20 protein-coding genes are annotated in these 26,160 nt (G+C 69.7%); 13 read left to right on the top strand and 7 right to left on the bottom strand.

What is annotated here, in order from left to right; all coding sequences use genetic code 11:
* Positions 1 to 134 precede the first annotated feature (134 nt).
* The 5 genes from E0500_RS15355 (at position 135) to E0500_RS15375 (ending at position 6,854) form a co-directional block, all read left to right on the top strand.
* Positions 135 to 887 carry a GntR family transcriptional regulator gene (locus tag E0500_RS15355; protein ID WP_131561634.1) on the top strand — a complete coding sequence of 251 codons (753 nt, stop codon included), beginning with the start codon at positions 135 to 137 and terminating at the stop codon, positions 885 to 887.
* Positions 888 to 1,823: 936 nt separating this feature from the next.
* Positions 1,824 to 2,015, top strand: coding sequence for an SPOR domain-containing protein (locus E0500_RS15360; protein WP_131563975.1), 192 nt, complete (start codon positions 1,824 to 1,826; stop codon positions 2,013 to 2,015).
* Between the two features lie 46 nt (positions 2,016 to 2,061).
* A complete protein-coding gene (locus E0500_RS15365; protein ID WP_131563974.1) occupies positions 2,062 to 2,478 on the top strand; it encodes a (deoxy)nucleoside triphosphate pyrophosphohydrolase in 417 nt (138 codons plus the stop codon).
* Positions 2,479 to 2,903: 425 nt separating this feature from the next.
* Positions 2,904 to 3,311 carry an ATP-binding protein gene (locus E0500_RS15370; RefSeq protein ID WP_131563973.1) on the top strand — a complete coding sequence of 136 codons (408 nt, stop codon included), beginning with the start codon at positions 2,904 to 2,906 and terminating at the stop codon, positions 3,309 to 3,311.
* A 993-nt stretch (positions 3,312 to 4,304) separates the two neighbouring features.
* On the top strand, positions 4,305 to 6,854 hold the full coding sequence (locus tag E0500_RS15375; protein WP_399120204.1) for a SpoIIE family protein phosphatase: 2,550 nt from the start codon (positions 4,305 to 4,307) through the stop codon (positions 6,852 to 6,854).
* A gap of 39 nt (positions 6,855 to 6,893) precedes the next feature.
* Here E0500_RS15375 and E0500_RS15380 read toward each other — a convergent pair whose 3' ends face one another.
* The 5 genes from E0500_RS15380 to E0500_RS15400 form a co-directional block, all read right to left on the bottom strand.
* A complete protein-coding gene (locus E0500_RS15380) occupies positions 6,894 to 8,264 on the bottom strand; it encodes a hypothetical protein (protein ID WP_131563972.1) in 1,371 nt (456 codons plus the stop codon).
* Positions 8,265 to 8,450: 186 nt separating this feature from the next.
* Positions 8,451 to 9,221: a succinate dehydrogenase/fumarate reductase iron-sulfur subunit gene (locus tag E0500_RS15385; RefSeq protein ID WP_131563971.1), complete on the bottom strand. Its 771-nt coding sequence runs from the start codon at positions 9,219 to 9,221 to the stop codon at positions 8,451 to 8,453.
* Positions 9,218 to 11,185: a fumarate reductase/succinate dehydrogenase flavoprotein subunit gene (locus E0500_RS15390; protein ID WP_131563970.1), complete on the bottom strand. Its 1,968-nt coding sequence runs from the start codon at positions 11,183 to 11,185 to the stop codon at positions 9,218 to 9,220. Before E0500_RS15390 ends, E0500_RS15385 begins: the two co-directional genes overlap by 4 nt.
* Before the next feature lie 16 nt (positions 11,186 to 11,201).
* On the bottom strand, positions 11,202 to 12,023 hold the full coding sequence (locus E0500_RS15395) for a hypothetical protein (RefSeq protein ID WP_131563969.1): 822 nt from the start codon (positions 12,021 to 12,023) through the stop codon (positions 11,202 to 11,204).
* Positions 12,024 to 12,136: 113 nt separating this feature from the next.
* Entirely contained in the window at positions 12,137 to 12,427 is a 291-nt protein-coding gene (locus E0500_RS15400; protein WP_131563968.1) for a hypothetical protein, read from the bottom strand.
* 370 nt (positions 12,428 to 12,797) lie between these two features.
* On the opposite strand from E0500_RS15400, the gene E0500_RS15405 reads away from it, so the two are divergent.
* From E0500_RS15405 to E0500_RS15440, 8 genes are all read left to right on the top strand, one after another.
* Positions 12,798 to 15,008: an ABC transporter family substrate-binding protein gene (locus tag E0500_RS15405; RefSeq protein ID WP_181587012.1), complete on the top strand. Its 2,211-nt coding sequence runs from the start codon at positions 12,798 to 12,800 to the stop codon at positions 15,006 to 15,008.
* Between the two features lie 319 nt (positions 15,009 to 15,327).
* Complete coding sequence (typA, locus tag E0500_RS15410) at positions 15,328 to 17,244, top strand: translational GTPase TypA (RefSeq protein WP_131563966.1); 1,917 nt, start codon at positions 15,328 to 15,330, stop codon at positions 17,242 to 17,244.
* Positions 17,245 to 17,671: 427 nt separating this feature from the next.
* Positions 17,672 to 18,709 (top strand): ABC transporter permease, encoded by a 1,038-nt coding sequence (locus E0500_RS15415; RefSeq protein ID WP_131563965.1) that lies wholly within the window; start codon positions 17,672 to 17,674, stop codon positions 18,707 to 18,709.
* A gap of 100 nt (positions 18,710 to 18,809) precedes the next feature.
* Positions 18,810 to 20,606: an ABC transporter substrate-binding protein gene (locus E0500_RS15420; protein WP_131563964.1), complete on the top strand. Its 1,797-nt coding sequence runs from the start codon at positions 18,810 to 18,812 to the stop codon at positions 20,604 to 20,606.
* A gap of 107 nt (positions 20,607 to 20,713) precedes the next feature.
* Positions 20,714 to 21,691, top strand: a complete 978-nt coding sequence (locus E0500_RS15425) for an ABC transporter permease (RefSeq protein ID WP_131563963.1) — start codon at positions 20,714 to 20,716, stop codon at positions 21,689 to 21,691.
* 10 nt (positions 21,692 to 21,701) lie between these two features.
* Entirely contained in the window at positions 21,702 to 22,763 is a 1,062-nt protein-coding gene (locus E0500_RS15430) for an ABC transporter ATP-binding protein (protein ID WP_131563962.1), read from the top strand.
* Between the two features lie 13 nt (positions 22,764 to 22,776).
* Positions 22,777 to 23,919, top strand: a complete 1,143-nt coding sequence (locus E0500_RS15435; protein ID WP_131563961.1) for an ABC transporter ATP-binding protein — start codon at positions 22,777 to 22,779, stop codon at positions 23,917 to 23,919.
* Positions 23,920 to 24,147: 228 nt separating this feature from the next.
* Positions 24,148 to 24,453 carry a hypothetical protein gene (locus E0500_RS15440; RefSeq protein WP_258572785.1) on the top strand — a complete coding sequence of 102 codons (306 nt, stop codon included), beginning with the start codon at positions 24,148 to 24,150 and terminating at the stop codon, positions 24,451 to 24,453.
* A gap of 140 nt (positions 24,454 to 24,593) precedes the next feature.
* On the opposite strand, the gene E0500_RS15445 is transcribed toward E0500_RS15440, so the two are convergent.
* Positions 24,594 to 25,184, bottom strand: coding sequence for a hypothetical protein (locus E0500_RS15445; RefSeq protein ID WP_181587013.1), 591 nt, complete (start codon positions 25,182 to 25,184; stop codon positions 24,594 to 24,596).
* Between the two features lie 525 nt (positions 25,185 to 25,709).
* Positions 25,710 to 26,084, bottom strand: a complete 375-nt coding sequence (locus tag E0500_RS15450) for a DUF6247 family protein (RefSeq protein ID WP_258572786.1) — start codon at positions 26,082 to 26,084, stop codon at positions 25,710 to 25,712.
* Positions 26,085 to 26,160: the final 76 nt, after the last annotated feature.

Here is a 26,160-nt window from a genome sequence, read left to right on the forward strand (position 1 = left end):
GGGGAGAAAGTGCCTGCGTAAAGCCCTCCAGTGACCCTTGTCATCACATCGAGTGATTCTCAGGCCTTTGCTTGCATGGCTGAACCCAGGGTTGCCAGGCTGTAGCTGTCTGTACAACCTGATGGGAGCGGCCAGTGACTTTCGGTGAGCAGCCGGCGTACTTGCGCGTCGCGGGTGATCTCCGCAGGAAGATCGCCGACGGTTCGCTTCCGCCCCACACCCGGCTCCCCTCGCAGGCCCGTATCCGCGAGGAGTACGGCGTTTCGGACACGGTGGCGCTGGAGGCCCGCAAGGTGCTGATGGCCGAGGGGCTCGTCGAGGGCCGCTCCGGGTCGGGGACGTATGTGCGGGAGAGGCCCGTGCCCCGGCGGGTCGCCCGTTCCGGGTTCCGGCCTTCCAGCGGGGCCACGCCCTTCCGGCAGGAGCAGGCCGACGCCGCCGGGCGCGGGACGTGGGAGTCGAAGAGCGAGCAGGTCGAGGCGAGTGGTGCCGTGGCCGAGCGGCTGTGCATTCAGCCCGGGGACCGTGTGATGTGCACGAAGTACGTGTTCCGGGACGCGGGGGAGCCGATGATGCTCTCCACGTCGTGGGAGCCGCTCGCCGTGACCGGTCGTACGCCCGTGATGCTGCCCGAGGAAGGGCCGCTCGGCGGGATGGGTGTCGTCGAGCGCATGGCGGCCATTGATGTGATCGTCGACAACGTCACGGAGGAGGTCGGTGCGCGGCCCGGCCTCGCCGAGGAACTCCTCGCCCTCGGAGGTGTCCCCGGGCATGTCGTCCTCGTCATCCAGCGCACGTACTTCGCGTCCGGGCGACCGGTGGAGACGGCGGATGTGGTGGTCCCGGCGGATCGGTACCGGGTGGCTTATCACTTGCCGGTGAAGTAGGCGCACGGGGTGGGGCGGGTGGCTGGACCAGGAGTGTTCCGCCCTCGCCCCCGCCGCCCCTACCCGTCCCCGTCCCTTCCCTGGGGGCTGCCGCCCCCAGACCCCCGCTTGTCGGCCTGAACGGCCTCGTCCTCAAACGCCGGACGGGCTGGGGGTGCCTGGCCTCGGCTGAAAACCCCCAGCAGGAAGGTCCCGGCCCTGGCCGGAGGGTCCCAGCTCCCGGCCGGAAGGTCCCGGCCCTGGCTGGCAAACACCCGGCCCCGGCCGGCAGAAACCCAGCCCCGCCCTGCGCATTCCAGCCCGCCCGGGCATTCCAGCCCGCCCGCACATTCCAGTCCCGCCCTGCGCATTCGAGCCCGCCCGCGCATTCCAGCCGCCCCGCACATTCAGCCCCTCCGGCGTTTGAGGAGCGGGAGTCCGGGGGCCGGCCCCCGAAGCGGGGTCCGGGGCGGAGCCCCGAAAGGTGGGACTGGGGCCGTGCCCCGGAAGCCCGGGGGTCCAGGGGCGCAGCCCCAGCGGCCGGGGTCGAAGGGGCGGAGCCCCTGGGATGGGACGGGTAGGGGCGGCGGGGGCGAGGAGACATGGGGAACCCGGCCCTGGTCGGCCTACATGCACCGCGGCTCGGCCAAGTGACCTCGTCCGGGCCGCAGTTCGAATCTGGCCGTTCTCGTAGGGGCGCCGTCGTGCGCGCCCGGCGCACCCCGTTGCAGCTCTCGCCTGCTCGATCGCTGCTCGCGGGAGCGCTAAGGGGCGCGCATGGGGCGGTCGACGGCGCGTTCGACGGGAAGCGCCCCCTCCGCCATGGCTGGTTGCGTACCTCTTTGTGTAATTACGTATTCGCTGAGTAAAGGTAAGGCGTACGCTCGGGCATATGCGGATTGCGGTTTCCTTAGGCGGGGCGTGGCGAGAGCCGAGGGCGGGAAGTGGAGGGGCGCGATGAACGACGGCACGATCACTCTCCCTTGGCTCGTCATACGGCAGGACGACAACGGCAATCGCTACCGCGTGGGCAGGTACGCGACCAGGGCCGAGGCGCAGAAGATCGCGGACAGCCTCGACAGTCGCGGACACAAGCAGCTCTACTGGGTCGAGCGCATCGGGCAGAACGGTCAAAGTGGGGGTAACTGACGGGCTCCCGCCCGGCGTCCTGGCCCACTCCCGTAGGCTCCCGCGCATGACCGAACCGATCGTGGTGGTGGGAGCCGCCCTGCTGAGCGGCGGACGCCTGCTCGCCGCGCGCCGCAGCGCCCCGCCCGAACTGGCCGGACGCTGGGAACTGCCCGGCGGCAAGGTCGAGCCCGGTGAGACCCCCGAGGACGCCCTCGTACGTGAACTGCGCGAAGAACTCGGCGTGGAGGCGGAACCCGCCGAGCGTGTCCCCGGTGAATGGCCCCTGAGGGCCGACTACGTGCTGCACGTGTGGACCGCGCACCTCCTCTCCGGCGACCCCCGGCCCCTTGAGGACCACGACGAGCTGCGCTGGCTGACTCCCGACGAGGTCTGGGACGTCGACTGGCTGGACCAGGACGTCCCGGCGGTCATGGAGGCGGCGCGGATGGCATGGGGAAGGGACGGGTCCGGAGTGCGCTAGCGGGCGCACCGGGCGAACCAGAACCACGGTGCATCGGGCATGCCGGAACCGGAGCCACCAGGTGCGCCAGTGTCAGGGTGTACCCGGCATCCCGGCATCCCGGCATCCCGGCATATTCCGGGCCTCCGGCTTGGGGTGACGCTCCGCGCGCGGCGGACCGGCTCTGTTCGGCCCAGGGGTGCGTGCGAGGGGGTGTGTCCGAGAGTGCGCCGTGCGTATCCCGGCAATCGAGTGCCGCGGGTCCCCCTGTCCCCTGGCAGGGCATGTGCCTCACGGACTTGCGGGAAGCATGAGGCTCATGGCGTGTGCGCCTCCTACGCTGTTCGTGCCACAGTGCGCCCCTGTGCGCGGTAGGTGGTATCCGATATCGGGTATGTGCTCATTAACCCCAAGAAACCGGACATCCTCCGCTTCTGGTCTGGGAAGTGATCGGCGTGATCGACACCGAAGGCGACTGCGCCGAGTGGACCTTCCCCGCTGAGCCCGGTGCCGTGCGGGCCGCTCGCGCCGCCGTCAGGGACCGGCTGCGCGGCTGGGGCCTCGATTCCCTCGCCGATGTGACGGCCCTGCTGGTGAGCGAGCTGGTGACCAACGCGCTGCGACACGCCACCGGGCCCATTGGCGTGCGCCTCAGCCGCCCCACCGCCCCCTTGGGTGTCCTGCTCGTCGAGGTCTCCGACTCCCTCCCGGACCCGCCCCGCACGCTCGCACCTCACCCCGACGACGAGGGCGGCCGGGGTCTCCAGCTCGTGGCCTCGTCCTCCCGGGCCTGGGGCACCCGGCCCGGAACGGCAGGGAAAACCGTATGGTTCGAACTGGCCGTGCCCGGATGATGCACGTTCCGCGGGGGGAGGCTCCCCGGGGCGCACGGCCGCAGAGCGGTTCAAACCAGTGGTGCCGCCCGGACTCCTTGGTTCGAGGTGCCGCCGCAGGGTTAGAAGACTGGGAGTATGGCCGGGCCGGTCCAAAAGGCATCGGGACCGTGCTGTGATCGTGAACACCGTGTCGTGCGGCGCCGTAGTGCTGGATACTGCGGGCAGCCGCCCCCGGTGACCGAAGCCGGACGCGGTGAGCTGGAGGGGACGGTTCGCGTGAGCGAGATACCAGCGAAGGCCACGGAGTCGGAGGACCCGTCGGACGGCGCGAGGCGTGAGGCCGCGAGCCGTTCCGCCGCGGGCGGCACGCCACGCGGGGCCGTACGCCGCACAACGGGCCGCGCGACGGCCCGTACTGCCGACGGCACCACCCATGGCACAACCATCGGCACCGCAGGCGCGAACAGTGTGCCCGGTGGGACCACCGAAGACGCGCCCGGTGACGCGGACCGCCGCGCGCCCGCCGCCCGCGGAGCCCACCGCGTGTCCACCGCCACGAGTAACGGAATGACCGGCGCGTCGGCCGGTGACGGGCGTGAGGCGCCGGGCGCGGGCGTCCCGGACCAACGGTCCGGCGACCGCTCGGGCGCGGGCTCGGCAGCTGGCGCCCGGCCCGGCGAAGGCTTCGGCGCGGGTGTGTCGGCCGATCGGCCCGGTGAAGGCCGCAGCGCCGGCGCGGGCGCACCGGGTGCAGGAGTCGGTGACCGCTTGGGTGCGGGCGCGTCCGGCGCGCGACTCGGTGACGGCCGCGGCGCGGGCAAGTCGGCGGACCGGCCCGGCGAGGGCCTCGGCACCGGTACCCCGGGTGCGGGAGTCGGTGACCGCTGCCCGGGCGCGTCCGGTGCGCGACCTGGTGATGGCATCGCTGCGGGTGTGTCGGCCGCCCGGTCTGGTGACGGACGTGGCGCGGGCGTGTCGGCCGGCCGGCCTCGTGACGGTCGCGGTGCGGGCGTGTCGGCCGACCGGCCCGGTGAAGGTCTCGGTGCGGGCGCGTCCAGTGATGGGCCCGGTGACTCCATGTGGCAGAGCAGTCCGCCCGGCTCCCTCTACGACTACGTCAAGGTGGCCTCGTTCTCGATCGGCCCCGACGGTCTCGTCGACCAGTGGAGCCTGCGCGCCGAGAGCATCTTCGGTATCCCCGCCGAACGGGCCCTCGGTATGGATCCCATCGCCGCTTTCGTGGCTCCCGATCTGCACGAACGTGGTCAGCGCAAGATGGCCGAGATCCTCGACGGCCGTGAGTGGACCGGAGTCATCCCGGTTCGGATGCCCGACGCCGAGGGCACCGAGGGACTCGCCGAGGTCTATGTGATGCCCACGACCACGAAGGACGGCGAACGGGCCGCCGTGTGCATCGTGGTGGACGTCCGGACCCTGCGCTCGATCGAGACCGACGTCGCCGCTTCGCAGTCGATTTTCGGCCAATCTCCGTTTGCGTTCCTGCTGATCGACACCGACATGCGGGTACGGCGCGCAAACCAGCGGTTCGCCTCCACCTTCGGCGGGCCCCCCGACGAGCACCGCGGGCGCGGCGTCCACGACTACCTGCCGCCATCCGAGGCCGAGCGTGTCTCCGCGACCCTGCGCCGGGTCCTTGAGACCGGCGAGTCCATCACGGACATGAACGTCACCGGCTTTGTGCCGGGCTCCGACGAGCGCCGCCACTGGTCCATCAACCTCTACCGCGTACACAGCGGCACTGGCCGGCCCATCGGCATCGCCTGGCTCGGAACGGACGTCACGGCCCGGCGCGCCGCCGCCCGCGAGGCCGCCGCCGCGCGACGCAATCTCGCCCTCCTGAACGACGCCGGCGCCCGCATCGGCAACTCCCTCGACCTGGAGACCACCGCCCGCGAACTGCTCGACGTCGTCGTCCCCGGCTTCTGCGACCTCGCCACCGTCGACCTCTACCAGGGGCTCCTCGTGGGCGACGAGACCCCGCCCGGACTCGCCGACGGCAGCGCCGAACTGCGCCGGGTGGCCTTCGCCAGCGCGGTCTCCGACGCGCCCTTCGTGGGCGGCCCGGCCCCCGTCGCCCTCGGCGCGGTCCACCACTACCCCTTCAACTCGCCCTGCGCGGACGCCCTGCGCATGGCCCGGCCGCAGCACATCCCCGCCGAGGACGGCGGCCTCATACAGTCCACTCTCGCCGTCCCGATGGTCGCGCACGACACGGTCGTCGGGCTCGTCCAGTTCTCGCGCACCAAGGGCAGCGAGCCGTTCGGCGAACGCGACCGCGCCCTCGCCATGGAGCTGGCCTCGCGCGCCGCGGTCTGCATCGACAACGCCCGCCTGTACCGCCGCGAGCACGAACGGGCCCTGATACTGCAGCGGTCCCTGCTCCCGCCGGGCGACCCGGAGGCCTCCGGACTGGACATCGCCTGCCGCTATCTGCCCGGCAACGCGGCCACCGAGGTCGGCGGCGACTGGTTCGACGTCATAGAACTCCCTGGTCACCGCACCGCGCTGGTCGTCGGCGATGTCATGGGCCGGGGCCTGCGCGCCGCAGTCGCCATGGGTGAACTCCGCACCGCCGTCCGTACCCTGGCCCTGCTCGACCTCGAACCCGCCGAGGTCCTCTCGGCGTTGGACGAGATCGCCCGCGGCCTCGGCACCCAGGGCGGCATCCAGCAGGCCTCACGCACGGCCGCCCGCCAGCCCCGCGACAAGGACCTCTCCGAGGTGTACCTCGCGACCTGTGTGTACGTGGTCTACGACTCGGTGACGAGAAGGTGCACCTTCGCCAACGCCGGCCACCTCCCACCCGTGCTGGTCGAGCCCGGCGAGAGCGCGCTCATGCTGGACGTGCCGCCGGGCATGCCGCTCGGCGTGGGCGGCGAGCCGTTCGAAGAGGTGGAGGTCGACCTGCCCGAAGGCGCTCTGCTGGCGCTCTACACGGACGGACTGGTCGAGAGCCGAGACCACCCGCTGGACGAGGGCCTCCAGGCGTTCGTCGGTGCCCTCACCGACCCTTCCCAGCCCTTGGAGGACGTCTGCGACCACGTCCTCAACACCCTCGACACCCACCACGGCGAGGACGACATCGCCCTGCTGATGGCCCGTGTGCAGGGCCTGCCCGCCGACTCCGTGGGCGACTGGACCCTGGCCCGCGAACCCCGCAGCGTGGGACGCGCCCGTGAGTACGCGCGCGGACAGCTCCAGGCATGGGACCTGGAACCACTGGTCGACACGACCGAGCTGCTGGTCAGCGAGCTCGTCACCAACGCCCTGCGGTACGGCGAGGGCGAGATCCGGCTGCGGCTGCTGCTGGACCGGACGCTGGTGTGCGAGGTGTGGGACGCGGGCCTGGTGCAACCGCGCCGGCGCCGGGCGCGGGACACCGACGAGGGCGGCCGGGGGCTCCAGCTGGTCGGCCTGCTCTCCGCGGCCTGGGGCTCGCGCCGGACGCCGCGCGGCAAGACGGTCTGGTTCGAACTGCCGCTCCCGGACGGCGAGTCCGGACTGACGGACCCGGCGGAGGCGTTGCTGAGCCTGTTCTAGGGCCTGTTGCGCCCGCCGCTCGATCGAGGGAGCGGCTGCTCAGAACGGCCCGCCCGTACTTCTCCGCCCCCGCGTCGCGGGCCCGCCGAAACAGGCCGGCCCCCGCGGCGCGCCCCGGTCGCCGGGCGCCTCCCCGAGGAGGACGCCGCCCAGCAGCGCCCCGGCCAGTCCGCCGCCGAACGGGCCGCCGTACGGATTGCCGTACGACCGCACGTCCCGCCGGGCCAGTCGCTGGGCCTCGTGAGCCTGGAGGTCGGCGCGCCGGGCCTCGGTGAAGGAGGAGTTCTCCTGGGCCAGCGCGAAGTGCCGTTCCGCGTCCGCCAGCAGGATCCGTGCCTCGCTGCCCACGGCCCCCCGGTGCGTCGTGACGAAGCCGATCGCCGCGGTCACCGCGCTCCGGGCCGTCAGCAGGGCCCCGTCGAGCAGGTCGGCGGCGTACCGGCCGGGCAGTGAGCTCCCCGGCGCGGCAGCGGCTCCGGCGAGGCGGCGCAGGGCGTCGAGAGGGTCGTACGGCCCGGCGGCGGCCTTCCGGCGTACCTGCGTCACGGTCGCCGCGGTGACACGGTCCTGGGGGAGACCGCTCTCGACGAGGGCCGACTCCAGCTCCGCGAGCACCGTCGGCAGTCGCTCCTCGGCCGCTGCCAGCCCGGCGGCCAGCCGGTCCACACCGGTCACGAAGACGTCCGCCTGGTGGACGGCTCCCTCCGCCGCCCGCAGGTGGACCGCCGCCGGGCCGTGGTCGCCCCGGTCCGCGGCCTTCCGGGCACGGTCCAGCTGCTCCGTGGCGAACACCAGCCGGTCCTCGGCCTGTTCGACGTGGCCCGCGACAGGCAGGCAGGCGGCGGGGCCGTACCGCTCGCGCAGCTCGCTCAAGGCCGCCTTCGCGCCCGTCGCCCGGCCGGTCAGCTGCCGGAAGCGTGCCTCCGCGAACTCCAGGGCCCCGGCCGGTTCCCGTTCCAGCGCCCGCAGCTGGTCGAACGCGGGCGCCTGAGTGTCCAGCCGCCGCCCGGCCTCCACGCACCGCGCCACGGTCTGCTTCAGGACCTCCCGCCTCTCGTCGGCGGGCACCCGCTCGGCGGTGTCGTCGAGCCGCTGCCGCAGCCGGAACGCCACCGCCAGCTCGGCCCGCGTGTCCTGAAGCGCCTGAGTGAAGGGCCGCGCGGCCTCCTCGCCCAGCCACCCCACGACGAACCCGAGCTCCTCGGTGCTCGTCCGCACACAGTCGTCGGCCTCGACGAGGAACCGCCGCGCCTGCCGGTCGAGTTCCGCCGACGCCACGACCGGCTCGCCGCCGCCCGGTGTCGTACGCGTCCTGGCCCGCCGCGTCCGCCGTACGAACGAGTACGCGGCGAGCACCGCCGCGGTCACCAGCGCGACCAACGGCGGTACCAGGTCCCCGGTGGACGTCACATCTGGGAGCGTATGGCCCCTTTCGGGGGCTCGCTACCGGGGTCCTCCGGGGGTGTGGCCGGGTGCGTCTCGTCTGCCGGGTGGTCGCGCAGTTCCCCGCGCCCCTTAAAAGCATGGGCGCGCCCGGCACTGCAACGCACCGTCACCACCACCCTTGGCCCACAGGCGCCCCCGCTCACGACGGCGCTACGTCGACCGCCTCCGGATCTTCGACCCCAGCCACACCAACGGGTCGTACTTGCGGTCCACCGCGCGTTCCTTCAGGGGGATCAGGGCGTTGTCCGTGATCTTGATGCCCTCGGGGCAGACCTCCGTGCAGCACTTGGTGATGTTGCAGTAGCCGAGGCCGTGCTCGTCCTGGGCGGTGCGCTTGCGGTCGAGGCCCGACTCGGCGGCCGCGTCGAGCGGGTGCATGTCCAGCTCGGCGACGCGCATGAGGAAGCGCGGGCCCGCGAACGCCGGCTTGTTCTCCTCGTGGTCGCGCACCACGTGGCACGTGTCCTGGCACAGGAAGCACTCGATGCACTTGCGGAACTCCTGCGAGCGGTCCACGTCCTCCTGCATCATCCGGTACTCGCCGGGACCGACACCCTCCGGAGGGACGAAGGACGGCACCTCGCGCGCCTTGGTGTAGTTGAAGCCGACGTCCGTCACCAGGTCGCGGACCACCGGGAACGCGCGCAGCGGTGTGACCGTGATCGTCTCCTCGCGGTCGAACACCGACATCCGCGTCATGCACATCAGCCGAGGCCGTCCGTTGATCTCCGCCGAGCAGGAACCGCACTTGCCGGCCTTGCAGTTCCAGCGGACGGCCAGGTCGGGGGCCTGGGTCGCCTGGAGGCGGTGGATGATGTCGAGGACCACCTCGCCGTCGTTCACCTCGACCTTGAAGTCCTCCAGGCCGCCGCCTTCCGCGTCCCCGCGCCACACCTTGAAGCGGGCCTCATAGCTGGTCACTCGAACAGCTCCTCTTCAGCGAGGTACTTGACCAGCTCCTCCTTGTCGAAGAGGGCGAGCAGGTCGGGACGGATGGGATCGGTGGTCTCACGGGTGAGGGCGATCTGGCCGCGGACCGGGTCGGTGGCCGCCAGCCCGCCCGTCGGGTCGGTGAGCGCGCACAGGAGGTTGATGTTGCGCCACCCGCGGTCCATCGTCGGGTGGTCCTCCCGTGTGTGGCCGCCGCGCGACTCCGTGCGCTCCAGTGCCGCCCGCGCCACGCACTCGCTGACCAGGAGCATGTTCCGCAGGTCCAGGGCGAGGTGCCAGCCCGGGTTGTACTGGCGGTGCCCCTCGACCCCGGCCCGCCGCGCCCGTACCCGCAGATCGGCGAGCTTCTTCAGGGCCTGCTCCATCTCGGTCTCGCGGCGGATGATGCCGACGAGGTCGTTCATTGTCTGCTGGAGCTCCTGGTGGAGGGTGTACGGGTTCTCCGGCGGCCGCCCCGCCTCCTCGCTGGGTTCCGGGCCCTCGGCCGAGAACGGCCGTAGCGCCTCCGCGGCCGCCGTGTCGACCTGGACGTCGTCCAGCGGTGGCCGTGCGCCCGCCAGCCCGGCCGCGTACTCGGCTGCGTGCCACCCCGCCCGGCGCCCGAACACCAGCAGGTCGGAGAGTGAATTGCCGCCCAGGCGGTTGGAGCCGTGCATACCGCCCGCCACCTCGCCGGCCGCGTACAGGCCGGGCACGCCACGTGCCGCCGCCGTGTCCGAGTCGACCGCGATGCCGCCCATCACGTAGTGGCAGGTCGGGCCGACCTCCATCGGCTCGGCGGTGATGTCGACGTCGGCGAGCTCCTTGAACTGGTGGTACATGGAGGGCAGCCGGCGGCGGATGACCTCCGCGGGCATACGGGTCGAGACGTCCAGGAAGACTCCGCCGTGCGGGGAGCCGCGGCCCGCCTTCACCTCGGCGTTGATCGCCCGCGCCACCTCGTCACGGGGGAGCAGCTCCGGGGGCCGCCGGTTGTGGTCCGGGTCGTCGTACCAGCGGTCGCCCTCCTCCTCCGACTCGGCGTACTTCTCCTTGAAGACGTCGGGGATGTAGTCGAACATGAACCGCTTGCCCTCGGAGTTGCGCAGCACACCGCCGTCGCCGCGCACCGACTCCGTGACGAGGATGCCCTTCACCGACGGCGGCCAGACCATGCCCGTCGGGTGGAACTGCACGAACTCCATGTTCAGCAGCGGCGCGCCCGCGAGCAGCGCCAGGGCGTGCCCGTCACCCGTGTACTCCCACGAGTTCGACGTCACCTTGAAGGACTTGCCGATACCGCCGGTCGCGATCACGACCGACGGGGCCCCCAGGACGAAGAAGCGTCCCGACTCGCGGTCGTACGCGAAGACGCCCGAGACACGGCGGCCCGCGGCGGAGCCGCTGTCAGGCGCAGTCTTCAGGATCCGGGTGACCGTGCACTCCTGGTACACCTTCAGCCGTGACTCGTAGTCGCCGGTCTCCCGGTGGTCCTCCTGCTGGAGCGACACGATCTTCTGCTGGAGGGTGCGGATCAGCTCCAGGCCGGTGCGGTCGCCGACGTGGGCCAGACGCGGGTACTCGTGCCCGCCGAAGTTGCGCTGGGAGATCCGGCCGTCCTTCGTACGGTCGAAGAGGGCGCCCCACGTCTCCAGCTCCCACACCCGGTCGGGGGCCTCCTGCGCGTGCAGCTCGGCCATGCGCCACTGGTTCAGGAACTTGCCGCCGCGCATGGTGTCGCGGAAGTGGACCTGCCAGTTGTCGTGCTCGTTGACGTTGGCCATCGCCGCCGCGATGCCGCCCTCGGCCATCACTGTGTGCGCCTTGCCGAACAGGGACTTGCAGATCACGGCCGTACGGGCGCCCCGCTCGCGTGCCTCGATGGCGGCGCGCAGCCCGGCGCCGCCCGCGCCCACCACGACGACGTCCCACTCCTGCCGGTCGACCACGGACATCACAAGGCCCCACTCATTAGAAGAATCGCGGATCGTCGAAGGCGCCGGACGCGACCAGGTAGACGTAGAAGTCGGCGACCGCCACGCTCACCAGCGACGCCCAGGCGAGCTGCATGTGCCGGGCGTTGAGCTTGCCGACCCAGGTCCACATCCGGTAGCGCACGGGATGCTTGGAGAAGTGCTTGAGCCTGCCGCCGACGATGTGCCGGCACGAGTGGCAGGAGATGGTGTACGCCCAGATCAGCGCGATGTTGACGAGGAACACGACGGTGCCGAGGCCCATGTGGCCCCACTCGTGGTGCTCGTTGCGGAAGGCGAGCACGGTGTCGTACGTCAGGATCCCGGCGACGAGGATCGCGGCGTAGAAGAAGTACCGGTGGATGTTCTGCAGGATCAGCGGGAAACGGGTCTCGCCGGTGTACTTCTTGTGCGGCTCCGCGACCGCGCAGGCCGGCGGTGACGCCCAGAACCCGCGGTAGTAGGCCTTGCGGTAGTAGTAGCAGGTCAGCCGGAAGCCCAGCGGGAAGATCAGGATGATGATGGCGGGGGAGATGCCCCACCAGCTGCCGAAGATCTCCCAGTTGGGCCCGCCGGGCATGGGCTCGCACCGCTCGGCCAGACAGGGCGAGTAGAAGGGCGAGACATAGGGCGAGGCGTAGTAGTGCGCGTCGGCGAAGGCCCGCCACGTCGAGTAGACGATGAACGCGAGCAGTCCGGCCGCGGTGGCGGCGGGTGCCAGCCACCAGCGGTCGGTCCGCAGGTGCGGGGCGGCGATCGCGGCGCGTGTGCCGGTGCGTACACCGCCGCTGTTCAGATGAGGTTCCGTTCCAGTGGCCAACTTAGGACGCACCTTCTTGTCGGGGCTCGGGCGAAACCCTTTTTCAGGGCTCGGGTCGCCTCCGGGGCGCCTGAGCCTGTGTCGCGCCCCTTCGGCTCACTCGCGGTCGGGGGTCAGGGCGCGTGGCGGTCGCGGGCGCCGAGTCCCTCGTCGTCCGAGTCCGTCCACAGGGTGCTGTCGTACGGGGTGTCGGGGATGGTGACGAGCTCGGGACGGCGGGTCTCCCCGAGCCCGGGCGCAGCGTCGCGCAGCAGGGCGACACTTTCGCGCAGGTGGTCGGCGTCGGCGCGGACCCGGCGCATCTCCAGCCCGCCGCTGCCGACATGCTGCTCCAGGCGGCCCAGGGACCGGAACAGGTCGTCGAGACAGCGCTGGACCGATGTCAGTTCATCGTGCACGGACATGACGTGACCTCGCTTCCGGGGGCTCTCGGGCCCTGGGTGGCAACGTTCATGCGCCTGAGAGTGTTGCGCGTCACACAAGCCCCTGTGAAGGCATGTGCACGGATTGGCGAGTCGCAACCCGGTGAACGCGCCGTCGCGCGCTCCGGTCGTGCCCCGGCGGACAGGGGACCGTTGCGCCGCCTGGGTGGCCTTGCCTCCGCCTCTCGTCGTGTCGCCGCGTCCACTCGCGCTCTCTCGCCTTCAGTGGGGCCCATCCGTCTGATCGATGTGATCAGCGCCATATCGCCCAATATACCCCGAATATGATCAAAACGACCTTACTCTCCGTGGCGACAGCGACGGAGCGTTACGGCGACACCCGGAGGTTGCAGTGAAGGCCGACGACCGAGTCGGACCGCGCGCGGTGCTGCGCTCGGTCGCGTTTCTTGCCGCGGGCGTGCTCGTGGCGCCGGTGCTCACCGCGTGCAGCGAGGAGGACCCGGCCGGCAAACCCCTCGCCGGGCAGGACATCGCGCCCGCCGAACGCAAACAGATCGCCGACGGGGGCACCCTGCGCTGGGCCGTGGACGCCGTGCCCGAGACGCTCAACGTCTTCCAGGCGGACGCCGACGCCGCCACCACGCGGGTCGTCGGCGCCGTCCTGCCGTCGATGTACCGGCTGGACGCGAACGGCCGGCCGGAGCGGAACGCCGACTACCTGGAGTCCGCCGAGATCGTCAAGCGCGAGCCGAAGCAGGTCGTGCTCTACAAGCTCCACCAGCAGGCCGTCTGGAGCGACGGCCGCGAGATCGGCGCCGCCGACTTCGCCTCCCAGTGGCGCGCCCTGTCCGGCAAGAACTCCACGTACTGGACGGCCCGCAACGCCGGGTACGACCGGATCGAGAAGATCGAGCGCGGGGCCAACGACCTGGAGGTGCGCGTCACCTTCAAAAAGCCGTACGCCGACTGGAAGTCGCTGTTCACGCCGCTGTACCCGAAGGAGATCACGAGCAGCCCGGACGCCTTCAACGACGGCACCCGGCGCAAGCTGAAGCTCACCGCAGGACCCTTCGCCCTCAAGTCCGTCGACCGCAAGGACGGCGAGGTCACCCTCGCCCGCAACCCGCTCTGGTGGGGCCGCCCCGCGAAGCTGAAGGAGCTGGTGCTGCGTGCCGTGCCGCGCGACGAGCGGGCGGAGGCGCTGGCCGACGGCAAGGTCGACATCGCGGAGGTCGACGCGGAGGACGCCCGGCGGATCGACCGCGTCGGACGGGAGGGCAGCAAGGAGACCGAGGGCCGCAAGGGTGCGTCCGTCGCCCACGGTCCCGCCACCGGGCTCACCTCCGCCAGGGCCCTGCGCTCCTGGGCGGTGGCGCACGGCTCCGACGACAAGGCCGCCGAGGAGGAGGCCGGCGTCCGCCGGAAGCGGGGCCGGGCGATCTCCGAGTACGCCCTGCAGCAGTCCGCCCTGCGCGGCTTCGAGGTCCGCAAGTCACTGGAGCCCGCGTACACCCAGCTCGCCCTCAACGGCGCCGACGGCCCCCTCACCGACGAGCGGGTCCGCCGTGCCGTGGCCCGCGCCCTGAACCGCAAGCAGCTCGCCGACGTCGTCCTGAAGCCGCTCGGACTGCCCCCCGTCCCCGTCGGCAGCCACGTCGCCCTCGCCGGCCAGGCGGCCTACGCCGACAACAGCGGCGCCCTCGGCGGCGAGGACACCAAGGAGGCGAAGGCCCTGCTCGCCGACGCCGGGTGGGTGCCGGGCGGGCCGGTCAAGAAGGACAAGAAGGCGGCCGGAGCCGAGAGCAAGAAGAAGGGGTCCGGCGACTCGGAGAGCTCCGACGAGACCGGCTCCCCGGACGGCGACGGCGGGACGTACGTCGTCGGCGAGGACAACAAGTCGCACGACGCCGAGGGCGGGAAGACGAACGAGGAGGGCGAGCCCCGGCAGCTCGCCGGGGACAGCAAGCGGTACAAGCCGGAGCTGGAACCGGACAGCGCCGCGGGCATGTACGCCCCGGAGGGCACCGCCGCGCCCGGCCCGCTCGCCAAGGACGGCAAGGCGCTCAGCCTGCGCTTCGTACTGCCCTCCGGGCCCGGCTCCGAGTCCCTGCGGGCCGTGGGCAGGCGCATCGCGCGGATGCTGGAGCGCGTCGGCATCCGCACGGAGATCACCAAGGTCCCCGACACCAGCTACTTCAAGGACCACATCGCGAACGGCCAGTACGACCTCGCGCTGTACTCCTGGCCCGCCTCCGCCTACCCCGCCACCGACGCCCGCCCCATCTACGCCAAGCCCGTCCCGGGCGCGGACGGCTCCCTGACCATCGAGCAGAACTACACGCGCGTCGGTACCGACCAGGTCGACCAGCTCTTCGACCAGGCCATCTCCACGCTCGACGAGAAGGAGTCCCGCTCCCTGATCCGCAAGGCCGACGCCCGCATCTGGGCCGCCGCCGGCTCGATCCCCCTCTACCAGCGCCCCCAGCTGGTGGCCGCACGCACGAACCTCGCCAACGTGGGAGCTTTCGGTTTCGCGACCCCGGTGTACGAGGACATGGGCTTCTTGAAGAAGTCGGAAAAGCCGGCCCAGAGCCACTCGTAGCGGGAGGCGGCTGCGGATGCGCTGAAAGTGGCGGCGCGTGGAGACGCCGGGCGCGCCCAAGGTAGTCAGGGGCGCGGGGAACTGCGCGACCAGCCACAACGCACCCGCAGCCGCCAAAACGCCCAGACCCGGCAGACGAGACCGCACAGGCCGCCCCACCGTCGAGTTCCTCACAAAACAGGCCCCCCACACCTCCCGGCCAAGCCCAGCGGCAGCGCCCCCGTACCATGGGGTGAGGCCGTGGCGTGTCCAGCCCGGCAGGGTCCGCGGGACAACGAGTCCGCGAGGCCGTCCACAAACCCGGGAGATACGCCGCACCATGCCTGCGTCCATCCAGCGTCACGACATCCGCAATGTCGCCATCGTCGCCCACGTCGACCACGGAAAGACGACGATCGTCGACGCCATGCTCAAGCAGGCGGGAGCCTTCGCCGCGCACCAGCTCGACTCCGTCGACGACCGCATGATGGACTCGAACGACCTGGAGCGTGAGAAGGGCATCACGATCCTCGCCAAGAACACCGCGGTGAAGTACCACCCGAAGGCCGGCGGGGACCCGATCACCATCAACATCATCGACACCCCCGGCCACGCCGACTTCGGCGGCGAGGTCGAGCGCGGTCTGTCGATGGTCGACGGGGTCGTCCTCCTCGTCGACGCCTCCGAGGGCCCGCTGCCGCAGACCCGCTTCGTGCTGCGCAAGGCCCTCCAGCAGCGCCTGCCCGTCATCCTGTGCATCAACAAGACGGACCGCCCGGACTCCCGGATCGACGAGGTCGTCAACGAGACCTACGACCTCTTCCTCGACCTGGACGCGGACGAGGACCAGATCGAGTTCCCGATCGTCTACGCGTGCGGCCGTGACGGCATCGCCTCGCTGACGAAGCCGGCGGACGGTACGGTCCCGACCGACTCCACCAGCCTGGAGCCGTTCTTCTCCACGATCCTGGAGCACATCCCGGCGCCGACGTACGAGGAGGGCGCCCCGCTCCAGGCCCACGTCACCAACCTCGACGCCGACAACTTCCTCGGCCGTATCGCGCTGCTCCGTGTCGAGCAGGGCGAGCTGCGCAAGGGCCAGACGGTGGCCTGGATCAAGCGGGACGGCTCCATCAGCAACGTCCGCATCAGCGAGCTGATGATGACCGAGGCGCTCACCCGCAAGCCCGCCGAGAAGGCCGGCCCCGGTGACATCTGTGCCGTCGCCGGTATCCCGGACATCATGATCGGCGAGACCCTCGCGGACACCGAGAACCCGATTGCGCTCCCGCTGATCACGGTCGACGAGCCCGCGATCTCGATGACCATCGGCACCAACACCTCGCCGCTGGTCGGCCGCGGCGGCACCGGTAAGGGCGCCGACGCGAAGGCGGCCGTGAAGGACCGCAAGGTCACCGCCCGCCAGGTCAAGGACCGCCTCGACCGCGAGCTGATCGGTAACGTCAGCCTCCGCGTGCTGGAGACCGACCGGCCGGACGCCTGGGAGGTCCAGGGCCGTGGTGAGCTGGCCCTCGCGATCCTCGTCGAGACCATGCGCCGGGAGGGCTTCGAGCTGACCATCGGCAAGCCCCAGGTCGTCACCAAGGACGTCGACGGCAAGGTGTACGAGCCGGTCGAGCGCATGACGATCGACGTGCCCGAGGAGCACATGGGCGCCGTCACACAGCTCATGGGCGTCCGCAAGGGCCGTATGGACAACATGTCCAACCACGGCTCGGGCTGGGTGCGCATGGAGTTCGTGGTGCCCTCGCGCGGCCTCATCGGGTTCCGGACCGAGTTCCTGACCCAGACCCGCGGTACGGGTATCGGCCACTCGATCCACGAGGGCTTCGAGCCCTGGTTCGGCACCCTCCAGACCCGTAACAACGGCTCGCTGGTGGCCGACCGCTCCGGTGCCGTCACCGCCTTCGCGATGACGAACCTCCAGGAGCGCGGCGTCCTCTTCGTCGAGCCGGGCACCGAGGTGTACGAGGGCATGATCGTCGGCGAGAACTCGCGCTCCGACGACATGGACGTGAACATCACCAAGGAGAAGAAGCTCACGAACATGCGGTCCTCGACGGCCGACGTGGCCGAGTCGATCGTCCCGCCGCGCAAGCTCTCCCTGGAGCAGTCCCTGGAGTTCTGCCGCGACGACGAGTGCGTCGAGGTCACCCCCGAGGCGGTCCGCATCCGCAAGGTCAACCTGGACGCCCGCGAGCGCGCCCGCGCCGCGAGCCGCGCCAAGCACGGCTGACGCCCCTCACCGGACGTTTCCGAGGACCCGGTTCCCGCACTCTGGGGACCGGGCCCTCGCCGTGCGCGTATCGTCGCTCACCCAGGGTTCCGCACCCGCGCTCCACGCACCGGCAGGATTCGGCCGACTTTGCTGTAACTGGGCTGTGAGGCGCTGTTCGGATATCGGTGATCCCGCGATCAGGTTTCGGACATGTAAACAAAAAACCCTCCGCGAATGTCCGTTTCGCGAAGTCTTGGTGGAGCCTGTCAAGCGCGCTTAGGTGTCAATCTTTGCAATTTTTGCTCAAAATATGGACGGTAGGGAGATCCCTATGTCTTCCGCCCTTGACGCGCGTTGACTCGCTTGGCGAAAGTTCCCCCAAACCACAGAACCCGCCGGTATCTGTGCTGCGCTCAACTCTCCATCCCCCGGGGGAAGAACACACATGACCAGTCCAACCAAGGCCGAGGGCTCGGGTCCGTCGGTCGCCTTGGACCCCGAACTGGCCTCGACCACCGAGGCCGACAAGCCGAAGAAGCTTGAGGGTCGCTCCCCCGGCCAGTTGATGTGGCAACGCTTCAGGCGTGACCGTACCGGCATGATCTCGGCCGGGGTAGTGATTTTCTTCTTCGTGATCTCCGCGCTCGCGCCGGTGATCTCGTCGCTGTACGGCAAGAACCCGTACACGCTGTACGCGCAGGAGCCCGACTACCCCTTCCTGCTCGACGACTTCGCCATGCCCACCGGAACGTTCGGTGGTGTGTCGGGCGAGTTCTGGTTCGGCGTCGAGCCCAAGCTGGGCCGCGACGTGTTCACGATGCTGCTCTACGGCATCCGCAACTCGCTCTACATGGCCGTGCTGCTGACGACCCTGTGCGTCGTCACAGGTGTCCTCATCGGCCTGGTCAGCGGCTACTTCGGTGGCAAGGTCGACTACTGGCTGGGCCGGGTCACGGACTTCTTCCTGTCGTTCCCGAACCAGCTGTTCTTCATCGCCTTCATGCCGATCGTCACCGCGATGTTCGTGTCGCCGACGGATGAGACCCCCACCTACCTGCGGGCGACAGCGATCATTCTGGTGATGTGGTTCCTCGGCTGGATGAGCCTGGCCCGGCTCGTCCGCGGCTCGGTGCTCTCCCTGCGTGAGCGGGAGTTCGTCGAGGCGGCCAAGGTCTCGGGGGCCTCGCGGTGGCGGATCGTCCGTAAGGAGATCCTCCCGAACGTGGTCACCCCGATCCTGGTGCAGGCCACGTACACGCTGCCCAGCTCCATCCTGAACATCGCGTTTCTCTCGTTCGTCGGTGTCGGCTTCGTCGAGCCGACTCCCGACTGGGGCCGGATGTTCGCCATCGGTGCCGACATCTACGAGCAGGACCCCGCGTTCCTGTTCTTCCCGGGTGTGGCTCTGGTGATCTTCATCCTCGCCTTCAACCTTCTCGGTGACTCCGTCCGAGACGCGTTCGACCCGAAGACCGGACGGTGACGTCCATGAGCAGGGGGGTGGCTGCCTCCCCTGACGCCGGGCAACCGGATGGCCAGGCAGCACTTCTGGATAACGACCGACAGGTAGGTGCAACCGCATCATGAAGCCCATCCGATCGCGCTCAGTGAGAGCCATCGCCATCGCCGCGGTGGCCGGCTCGCTCGCGCTCACCGGCTGCTCCAGCAACAGCGGCAAGGAGGGCAAGGACCAGTCCAAGTCCAAGGAGGACGCGGCAGCGCAGTCCAAGCCCGTCGAGTACGGCGACGCCAAGGCCTCCACCGGCCCCGCCGCGCCCGTTCCCGGAGCCAAGTCCGGCGGCACCATCAACGCCTACATGCAGTCGGACATGTCCCACATGGACCCGGGGCAGATCTACGTCAGCGACGCCGGACAGTTCGCCAACCTGGTGCACCGCGGCCTGACGAACTACCAGGAGGACGAGAACGGCAACCTGACCGTCGTCGGTGACATCGCCACCGACTCCGGCCAGTCCTCCGACGGCGGCAAGACCTGGACGTACAAGCTCAAGGACGGCATCAAGGACGAGGACGGCAACGTCATCACGTCCAAGGACGTCCGCCACACCATCGAGCGCCAGTACGCGAAGGTCATCTTCGACGGTCCGACCTTCGTCCAGACCTGGCTCTCCGGTGCCGGCTACCGCAAGGCCCTGCCGGACGGTCCGTACAAGGGCAAGCACCTGCCGGACTCCGTCCTGGAGACCCCGGACGACAAGACGGTCGTCTTCCACTTCGACCAGCCGCGTCCCGACCTGCCGCAGGCGCTCGCCATGGCCGGTTACTCCATCGTGCCCGAGAAGCAGGACACGAAGGAGAAGTACGACAAGGCCCCGGCCGCGCTCGGCCCGTACAAGGTCGCCGAGTACAAGTCGGGCAAGTCGCTGAAGCTGGTCAAGAACGACCAGTGGGACCCGAAGACGGACGCCGTACGCCACCAGTACGTCGACGGCTACGACTTCACCACGACGATCGACCAGACCAGCCAGACCAAGCGTCTGATCGCCGACCAGGGCGAGGCCAAGAACGCGATCCAGTGGACCGACTCGGTCGACCCGGCGCAGATCCAGGACGTCGTCACCGCCCCGGCGGTCAACAAGCGCACCATCAAGGGATACCAGCCCTACGTCTGGCAGATGACCTTCAACCTTGACAAGATCAAGGACAAGAAGATCCGCGACGCCATCACGTACGCGATCCCGAGCCAGGCCATGATCCAGGCCGACGGCGGCAAGTACGGCGGTGAGCTGGCCGGTGGTCTGTTCGCCCCGACCCTGCCGGGCTTCGACCCGAAGTACGACCCGTACGGCAAGCTCAAGAAGCCCAACGGTGACATCGCCAAGGCCAAGGAGCTGCTGCAGGAAGCGGGCGTCAAGGAGGGCACCAAGCTCACCTACGCGTACTCCAACAGCCCGCGCGGCCAGGCGCAGCAGGTCATCATCAAGGACGCGCTGGCGAAGATCGGCTTCGACATCCAGGCCAAGGAGATCGACCGCGCCACGTTCTACGAGCAGATCGGCAAGCTCGACAACCCGTACGACCTCTACATGACCGGCTGGGGCCAGGACTGGTCTTCCCCGTCCACGGTCGTGACCCCGGTCTACGACGGTGACCAGATCGCCGACGGTTCGCCGAACTACTCGCACATCGACGACCCGCAGGTCAACAAGCTGATCAAGGAAGCCCTGAAGCTGGAGCCGACCGAGGCCGCCGCGAAGTGGGAAGAGGCGCACAAGCGCATCGTCGAGGAGATCAACCCCGCTGCCCCGGTGTACTACTCGAAGCAGATCCAGCTGTTCGGTTCGAACATCGGCGGTGCCAAGTACAGCACCGAGTCGAGCTACATCGACATCGACGATCTGTTCCTGAAGCAGCCGTAAGCAACAGCCACGGCTGATCCGTGGGGGTGCGCGCCAGGCGGAGCGCACCCCCACGGGCACCCATCCCCTCACCGCACCGCCGCTTCCGAAGAGAGCAGCCGCCCGCCATGCTTCAGTTCCTCATCCGCAGGTTGATCGGCGCCGTCGTGATCATGTTCTTGATCGGCGCGTTCACGTTCTTCCTGTTCTACGCAGTTCCCCAGGACTTCGCCGCCCTCTCCTGCGGCAAGAACTGCTCGCCGGAGAACCTCGCCGTCATCCGGGAGAACCTCGGACTCGACAAGCCCATCACCGCACAGTTCTGGGACTTCATGGTCGGTATCGTGGCCGGCCGGGACTTCCCCGTCGGGCACTGCTCGGCCCCGTGCCTGGGTGTCTCCTTCAAGACCGGCGACTTCGTCTGGGACTCCATCATGGACCGCTTCCCGCTGACGCTGTCGCTGACCATCGGCGGTCTCATCATCTTCCTTCTGTTCGGTCTCGGCACCGGCATGCTGGCCGCCTGGAAGCGCGGCACCGTGGTCGACAAGGTCGCCAGCGGTGCGTCCATCGTGCTCAGCTCGTTCCAGATCTACCTGCTCGGCCCGATCGTGCTCGGCATCCTCGTCTACCAGACGGGCTGGATGGAGAACCCCAAGTACGTCCCGTTCACCGAGAATCCGGCCGCCTGGTTCATCGGGCTGCTCATTCCCATGGTCGTGATGGCCACGATCTTCACGGCGCAGTACACGCGTATGGCGCGCTCGACCATGATCGAGCAGCTTCAGGAAGAACACGTCCGCACCGCGAGGGCGAAGGGCATGTCGCGCAAGTACGTGTTCTTCCGCTACGCCTGGCGCGGTTCACTCATCCCGATCGTCACCATCATCGGCATGGACCTCAGCTCGCTCCTCGCGGGCGGTGTGGTCACCGAGTTCACCTTCGACCTGGCAGGCCTCGGACGGCTCGCCGTGGAGTCCTCGGTGACCAAGGATCTGCCGCTGACGATGGGCGCCATGCTGTTCGGGGCCTTCTTCATCCTGATCCTGAACATCCTCGTGGACATCGCCTACGCGTTCATCGACCCGCGCGTGCGCCTCAGCTAGGAGAACGACCGTGACCACACTGACCAAGACCGAAGACGCGCCGAACCCGACAGGGTCGGACGCCTTCCTCTCGGTCCGCGATCTGCGGGTGCAGTTCTCCACCGAGGACGGCATCGTCAAGGCGGTCGACGGCCTCTCCTTCGACGTCGAGCGCGGTAAGACCCTGGGCATCGTCGGCGAGTCGGGCTCCGGAAAGTCCGTCACCAACCTGACGGTCCTCGGGCTGCACAACACCATGACCACCAGCATCGACGGCGAGATCGTCCTTGACGGCAAGGAACTGATCACCGCCAAGGAGAAGGAGATGGAGAAGATCCGCGGCAACAAGGCCGCGATGATCTTCCAGGACCCGCTGACGGCGCTCTCGCCCTACTACACGGTCGGCCGGCAGATCGCCGAGCCGTTCATGAAGCACACCGGTGCCTCCAAGAAGGAGGCACGGCGGCGGGCGATCGAGATGCTGGCCAAGGTCGGCATCCCGCAGCCCCAGACGCGCGTGGACGACTACCCGCACCAGTTCTCCGGCGGTATGCGCCAGCGCGCCATGATCGCCATGGCGCTGGTCTGCGACCCCGACCTGCTGATCGCCGACGAGCCGACCACCGCACTGGACGTGACCGTCCAGGCGCAGATCCTCGACCTGCTCAAGGACCTCCAGCAGGAGTTCGGCTCGGCGATCATCTTCATCACCCACGACCTCGGCGTCATCTCCGACATGGCCGACGACCTGCTGGTGATGTACTCGGGCCGGGCCGTGGAGCGCGGCACCGTCCGAGAGGTGCTGCGCAACCCCCAGCACCCCTACACCTGGGGCCTGCTGAGCTCGATGCCCCGGCTCGGTGGCGACACCGAGCAGGCGCTCACCCCGATCCCCGGGTCCCCGCCCAGCCTGCTCAACCCGCCGTCGGGCTGCCCCTTCCACCCGCGCTGCGCCTTCACCGGCGAGGTGACCGGCAACCGGTGCAGCGAGGAACGGCCTGCGCTCGGCGAGGGACGCGCCTCCGCGTGCCATCTGACGGCGGAGCAGAAGCAGACCATCTTCATCGACAAGATCCAGCCCCGGCTGCGCTAGGGAGATCCGAGACATGAGCGACAACCTCACCCTCCCCGCACAGCAGGGCGCCACCGGCACGTCGGCCGAGACCCTCCTCGAGGTCGAGGGCCTGACGAAGCACTTCCCGATCTACGGCGGCTTCCCGATCAAGCGGAAGGTCGGCGCCGTACAGGCCGTCGACGGCGTGGACCTGACCGTGGGCGTCGGCGAGAGCGTCGGTCTGGTCGGCGAGTCGGGCTGCGGCAAGTCGACCACCGGCCGGCTGATCACCCGGCTCCTGGAGCCGACCGGCGGAAGGATCAGCTACGCGGGCCAGGACATCACGCACGCCTCGCGCAAGCAGCTGGCCCCCGTGCGGTCCGAGATCCAGATGATCTTCCAGGACCCGTACTCCTCGCTGAACCCGCGGCAAACAGTCGGCACGATCATCAAGTCGCCGATGGAGGTCAACGGGATCAACCCCGAGGGCGGCCGGGAGAAGAAGGTCCGCGAACTCCTGGAGCTCGTCGGCCTCAACCCGGAGCACTACAACCGCTTCCCGCACGAGTTCTCCGGCGGCCAGCGCCAGCGCATCGGGGTCGCCCGCGCCCTGGCACTGAACCCCAAGCTGATCGTCGCGGACGAGCCGGTCTCCGCGCTGGACGTGTCGATCCAGGCGCAGGTGGTGAACCTCCTCCAGAAGGTCCAGGAGGAGATGGGCATCGCCTTCCTGTTCATCGCGCACGACCTGGCGGTGGTCCGGCACTTCTCCCAGCGCGTGGCCGTGATGTACCTCGGCAAGGTCGTCGAGGTCGGTGACCGGGACTCCATCTACAACCGGCCCCGCCACCCGTACACCCACGCCCTGCTCTCCGCGGTCCCCGAGGTCGCGGTGGACGACGAGGCGGACGACAAGGAGCGCATCCGTCTCGCCGGTGACGTGCCCTCGCCGATCCACCCGCCGTCCGGCTGCCGCTTCCGCACCCGCTGCTGGAAGGCCCAGGACAAGTGCGCCTCCGAGGAGCCGCCGCTGATCCAGCTCTCCGGCAACCGCGAGGGCCACCTGACGGCCTGCCACTTCCCGGAGGAGCCGACCACGGAGGCCCGAGGCGAGGACGTGGTGATGGACCCGGCGCTGAAGGCACTGGAGGACGGCGCGGCGGACGAGCCTGCGGCGAAGGCCGCGAAGGACTGACAGGGGGCGCCCCTGCCCGCACAGGGCAGGAAGCGCAGGGCGCGGCCCGCCCTGCGACGGTGATGATCTCGGGGGCTGGGAGCGAGGGCAAAATGGCCCTTGGCCCCAGCCCCCGAGACGCTGCCATACGGCGAGACCGGCGCAAGAGTGGCCCCGAGGATTGGCCTGTCTTGGACCGATTGGGATGTCCGGTGGCCGTGTCAGTGGCAGTCGGTAGTGTCACGGCCCATGAGCGATCAACAGGATGCGGTGGTTGTCCGCAAGGCACGGCACGCGGATGTGGACGGTCTGGTGGCGTGCAGCCGTGCTCTGTTGGCCGAGGACGCGGGGACTCGTGATCCGAGCATCAACGTGGACTGGCCGCGTGAGCACGGACCGCGGCGTTTCGCAGCCGGCATCGACGATCCGGACCGGCTGCTGCTCGTTGCCGATCGGGACGGCGAGGTCGTGGGCCATCTCACCGGAGTGGTGGCCGAGGCGTCCGCGATGAAGCCGGTGAGGGTCGCGAAAGGGGCGCGGAGCTGGCGGAGGTGACGGCGTACGCGAGTAACACCGAGGCTGTCCGTTTCTATGAGCGCAACGGCTTCGTGTCCAAGTCAGTGACCTTGGAAGTTGCTCTGTAGGCGCCTGCACCGCATCGTCGTAGGCCGTCGTACGAGTTCGTGCAACGGCCGTCACCCCCTGGCGGGGCCGACGAGCGACGTCACAGCCGCGGGGCCGTCACGCTGGCCGACGATTGGCAGATTTGGGACAACTCTGGTGGTCGGAGGCCAAGTCATTCCGGGGCCGCCGGTGGCCGATTTCTGCCAATTACCCCGGCGGCCCACGCGCCACCGCCCGGCGATCCGACGGGCGGCTTCGATTGCCGCCGCCCTGCCGAACGGAACGCCGCAGGCGTGGAGTTGGCAGCAGGAAAGGGCAGCCGGGTAATCAAGGTCGACTGTCGGGATGCCAAGCTGCCCGACGTGCACCGCGATGCCTTGTAGTGCTCCCGGATCACGCGGTACCGGCTCGGCCGCGTGGTGTGCCACGACCTGGCTGCGCACCCCGCGCAGGATCTCGGCGCTGCTCTCGTCCGTGACGGTTACACCGAGGTGCTCGGCCAGGTAGGCGGCGGTGCGATCAGCGTGTTCCTTCATTTCGGCCGGGGTGAGCGTGCTCTCGGCGAACTCCTCGACGAGGGCACGCATGGTCGTACCCCGTGCCTCGGCAAGACCGGCGAGGCGGTCAGGGGTCTTGGAATCGACGTTGATCATGGTGCCCATGCGGCAAGTATGCCGAGGCGAATACCTTTGGCTCGTCGTGCGTTCTCGCCCCGCTTGCCTCCGGCTTCCGTGTGCGCCAGGGCGAGGATTCGGGTGATCTCGGATGCGCCGTTCCGGTCTTTCTCGGTCGAGCGTTGCCGTGGGTTGCCCGTTGCCCGTTGCCCGTTGCCCGCTGCCCGCTGCCCATGCCGCCGCCGGCCCGTGCACGGGCCGGCGTACCGGCCCTTGTACTCAGAGAAAGTCGAACGGCGGAATGATCCGGGTGATGGCGATAAGACGCAGCCGGGGTACCGGCAGCGTGTAGAACCGGCCGTCGGACAGGAGCGGGATGCGGCGTACGCCGCCAGGAACGCCTCTTCGGGGTCCCTCGCCGATGTCCGTCACATCGACGCCGACCTCGGCGAGGGCGACCAGTTCCGACGCCAGCCGCTCGACCTCGTCGACGATGTGCCGTGGGAACCGGCCACGACGTGTTCGGCATCTGGGTCGTACTCCCAGCGCCAGGCTTCTTCGTCTCCCATGCAGTCACAGGCCCTCGGCCCGCTCGACCCCGGCTTCGGCACACGCCATGTCGAGGATCCTGCCGATCTCGGCCGCGATGGTCCGGGCCTCCTCAAGGCTCTCGGTGGCAGCGGTGCGAGATTCCAGGGATCGCAGCCTGGCGGCCCGCTCGGGATGCCGTTCCAGCGCGACGTACACCGCCCACTGACCGACGAAGCGGCGCATAGGAGCGGCGCTGACCCGCTCGCGTGCTTGCTGGAGAGCCACGGACCGTTCGGCGTCGAACGTGGGCAGGGCGTCGGGCGCCAGCTGCGCGAGGGCAGCCCGCAGGTCTTCCGGGGTGCCGGCCGGCTGGGGGGCGACGGAGTCTCCAGGGCCGGATTGTGCGGCGGCGCTCATGCTCGGTCTCCTCGGGGCGTTACCGTGGGCTGCCCACTGGGCGCCGGCGTACCTGTGAGGCTGCGGCGCGGCCTGT

The sequence above is a fragment of the Streptomyces sp. KM273126 genome, from assembly GCF_004337435.2.
Classification (GTDB): Bacteria; Actinomycetota; Actinomycetes; order Streptomycetales; family Streptomycetaceae; genus Streptomyces; species Streptomyces acidicola.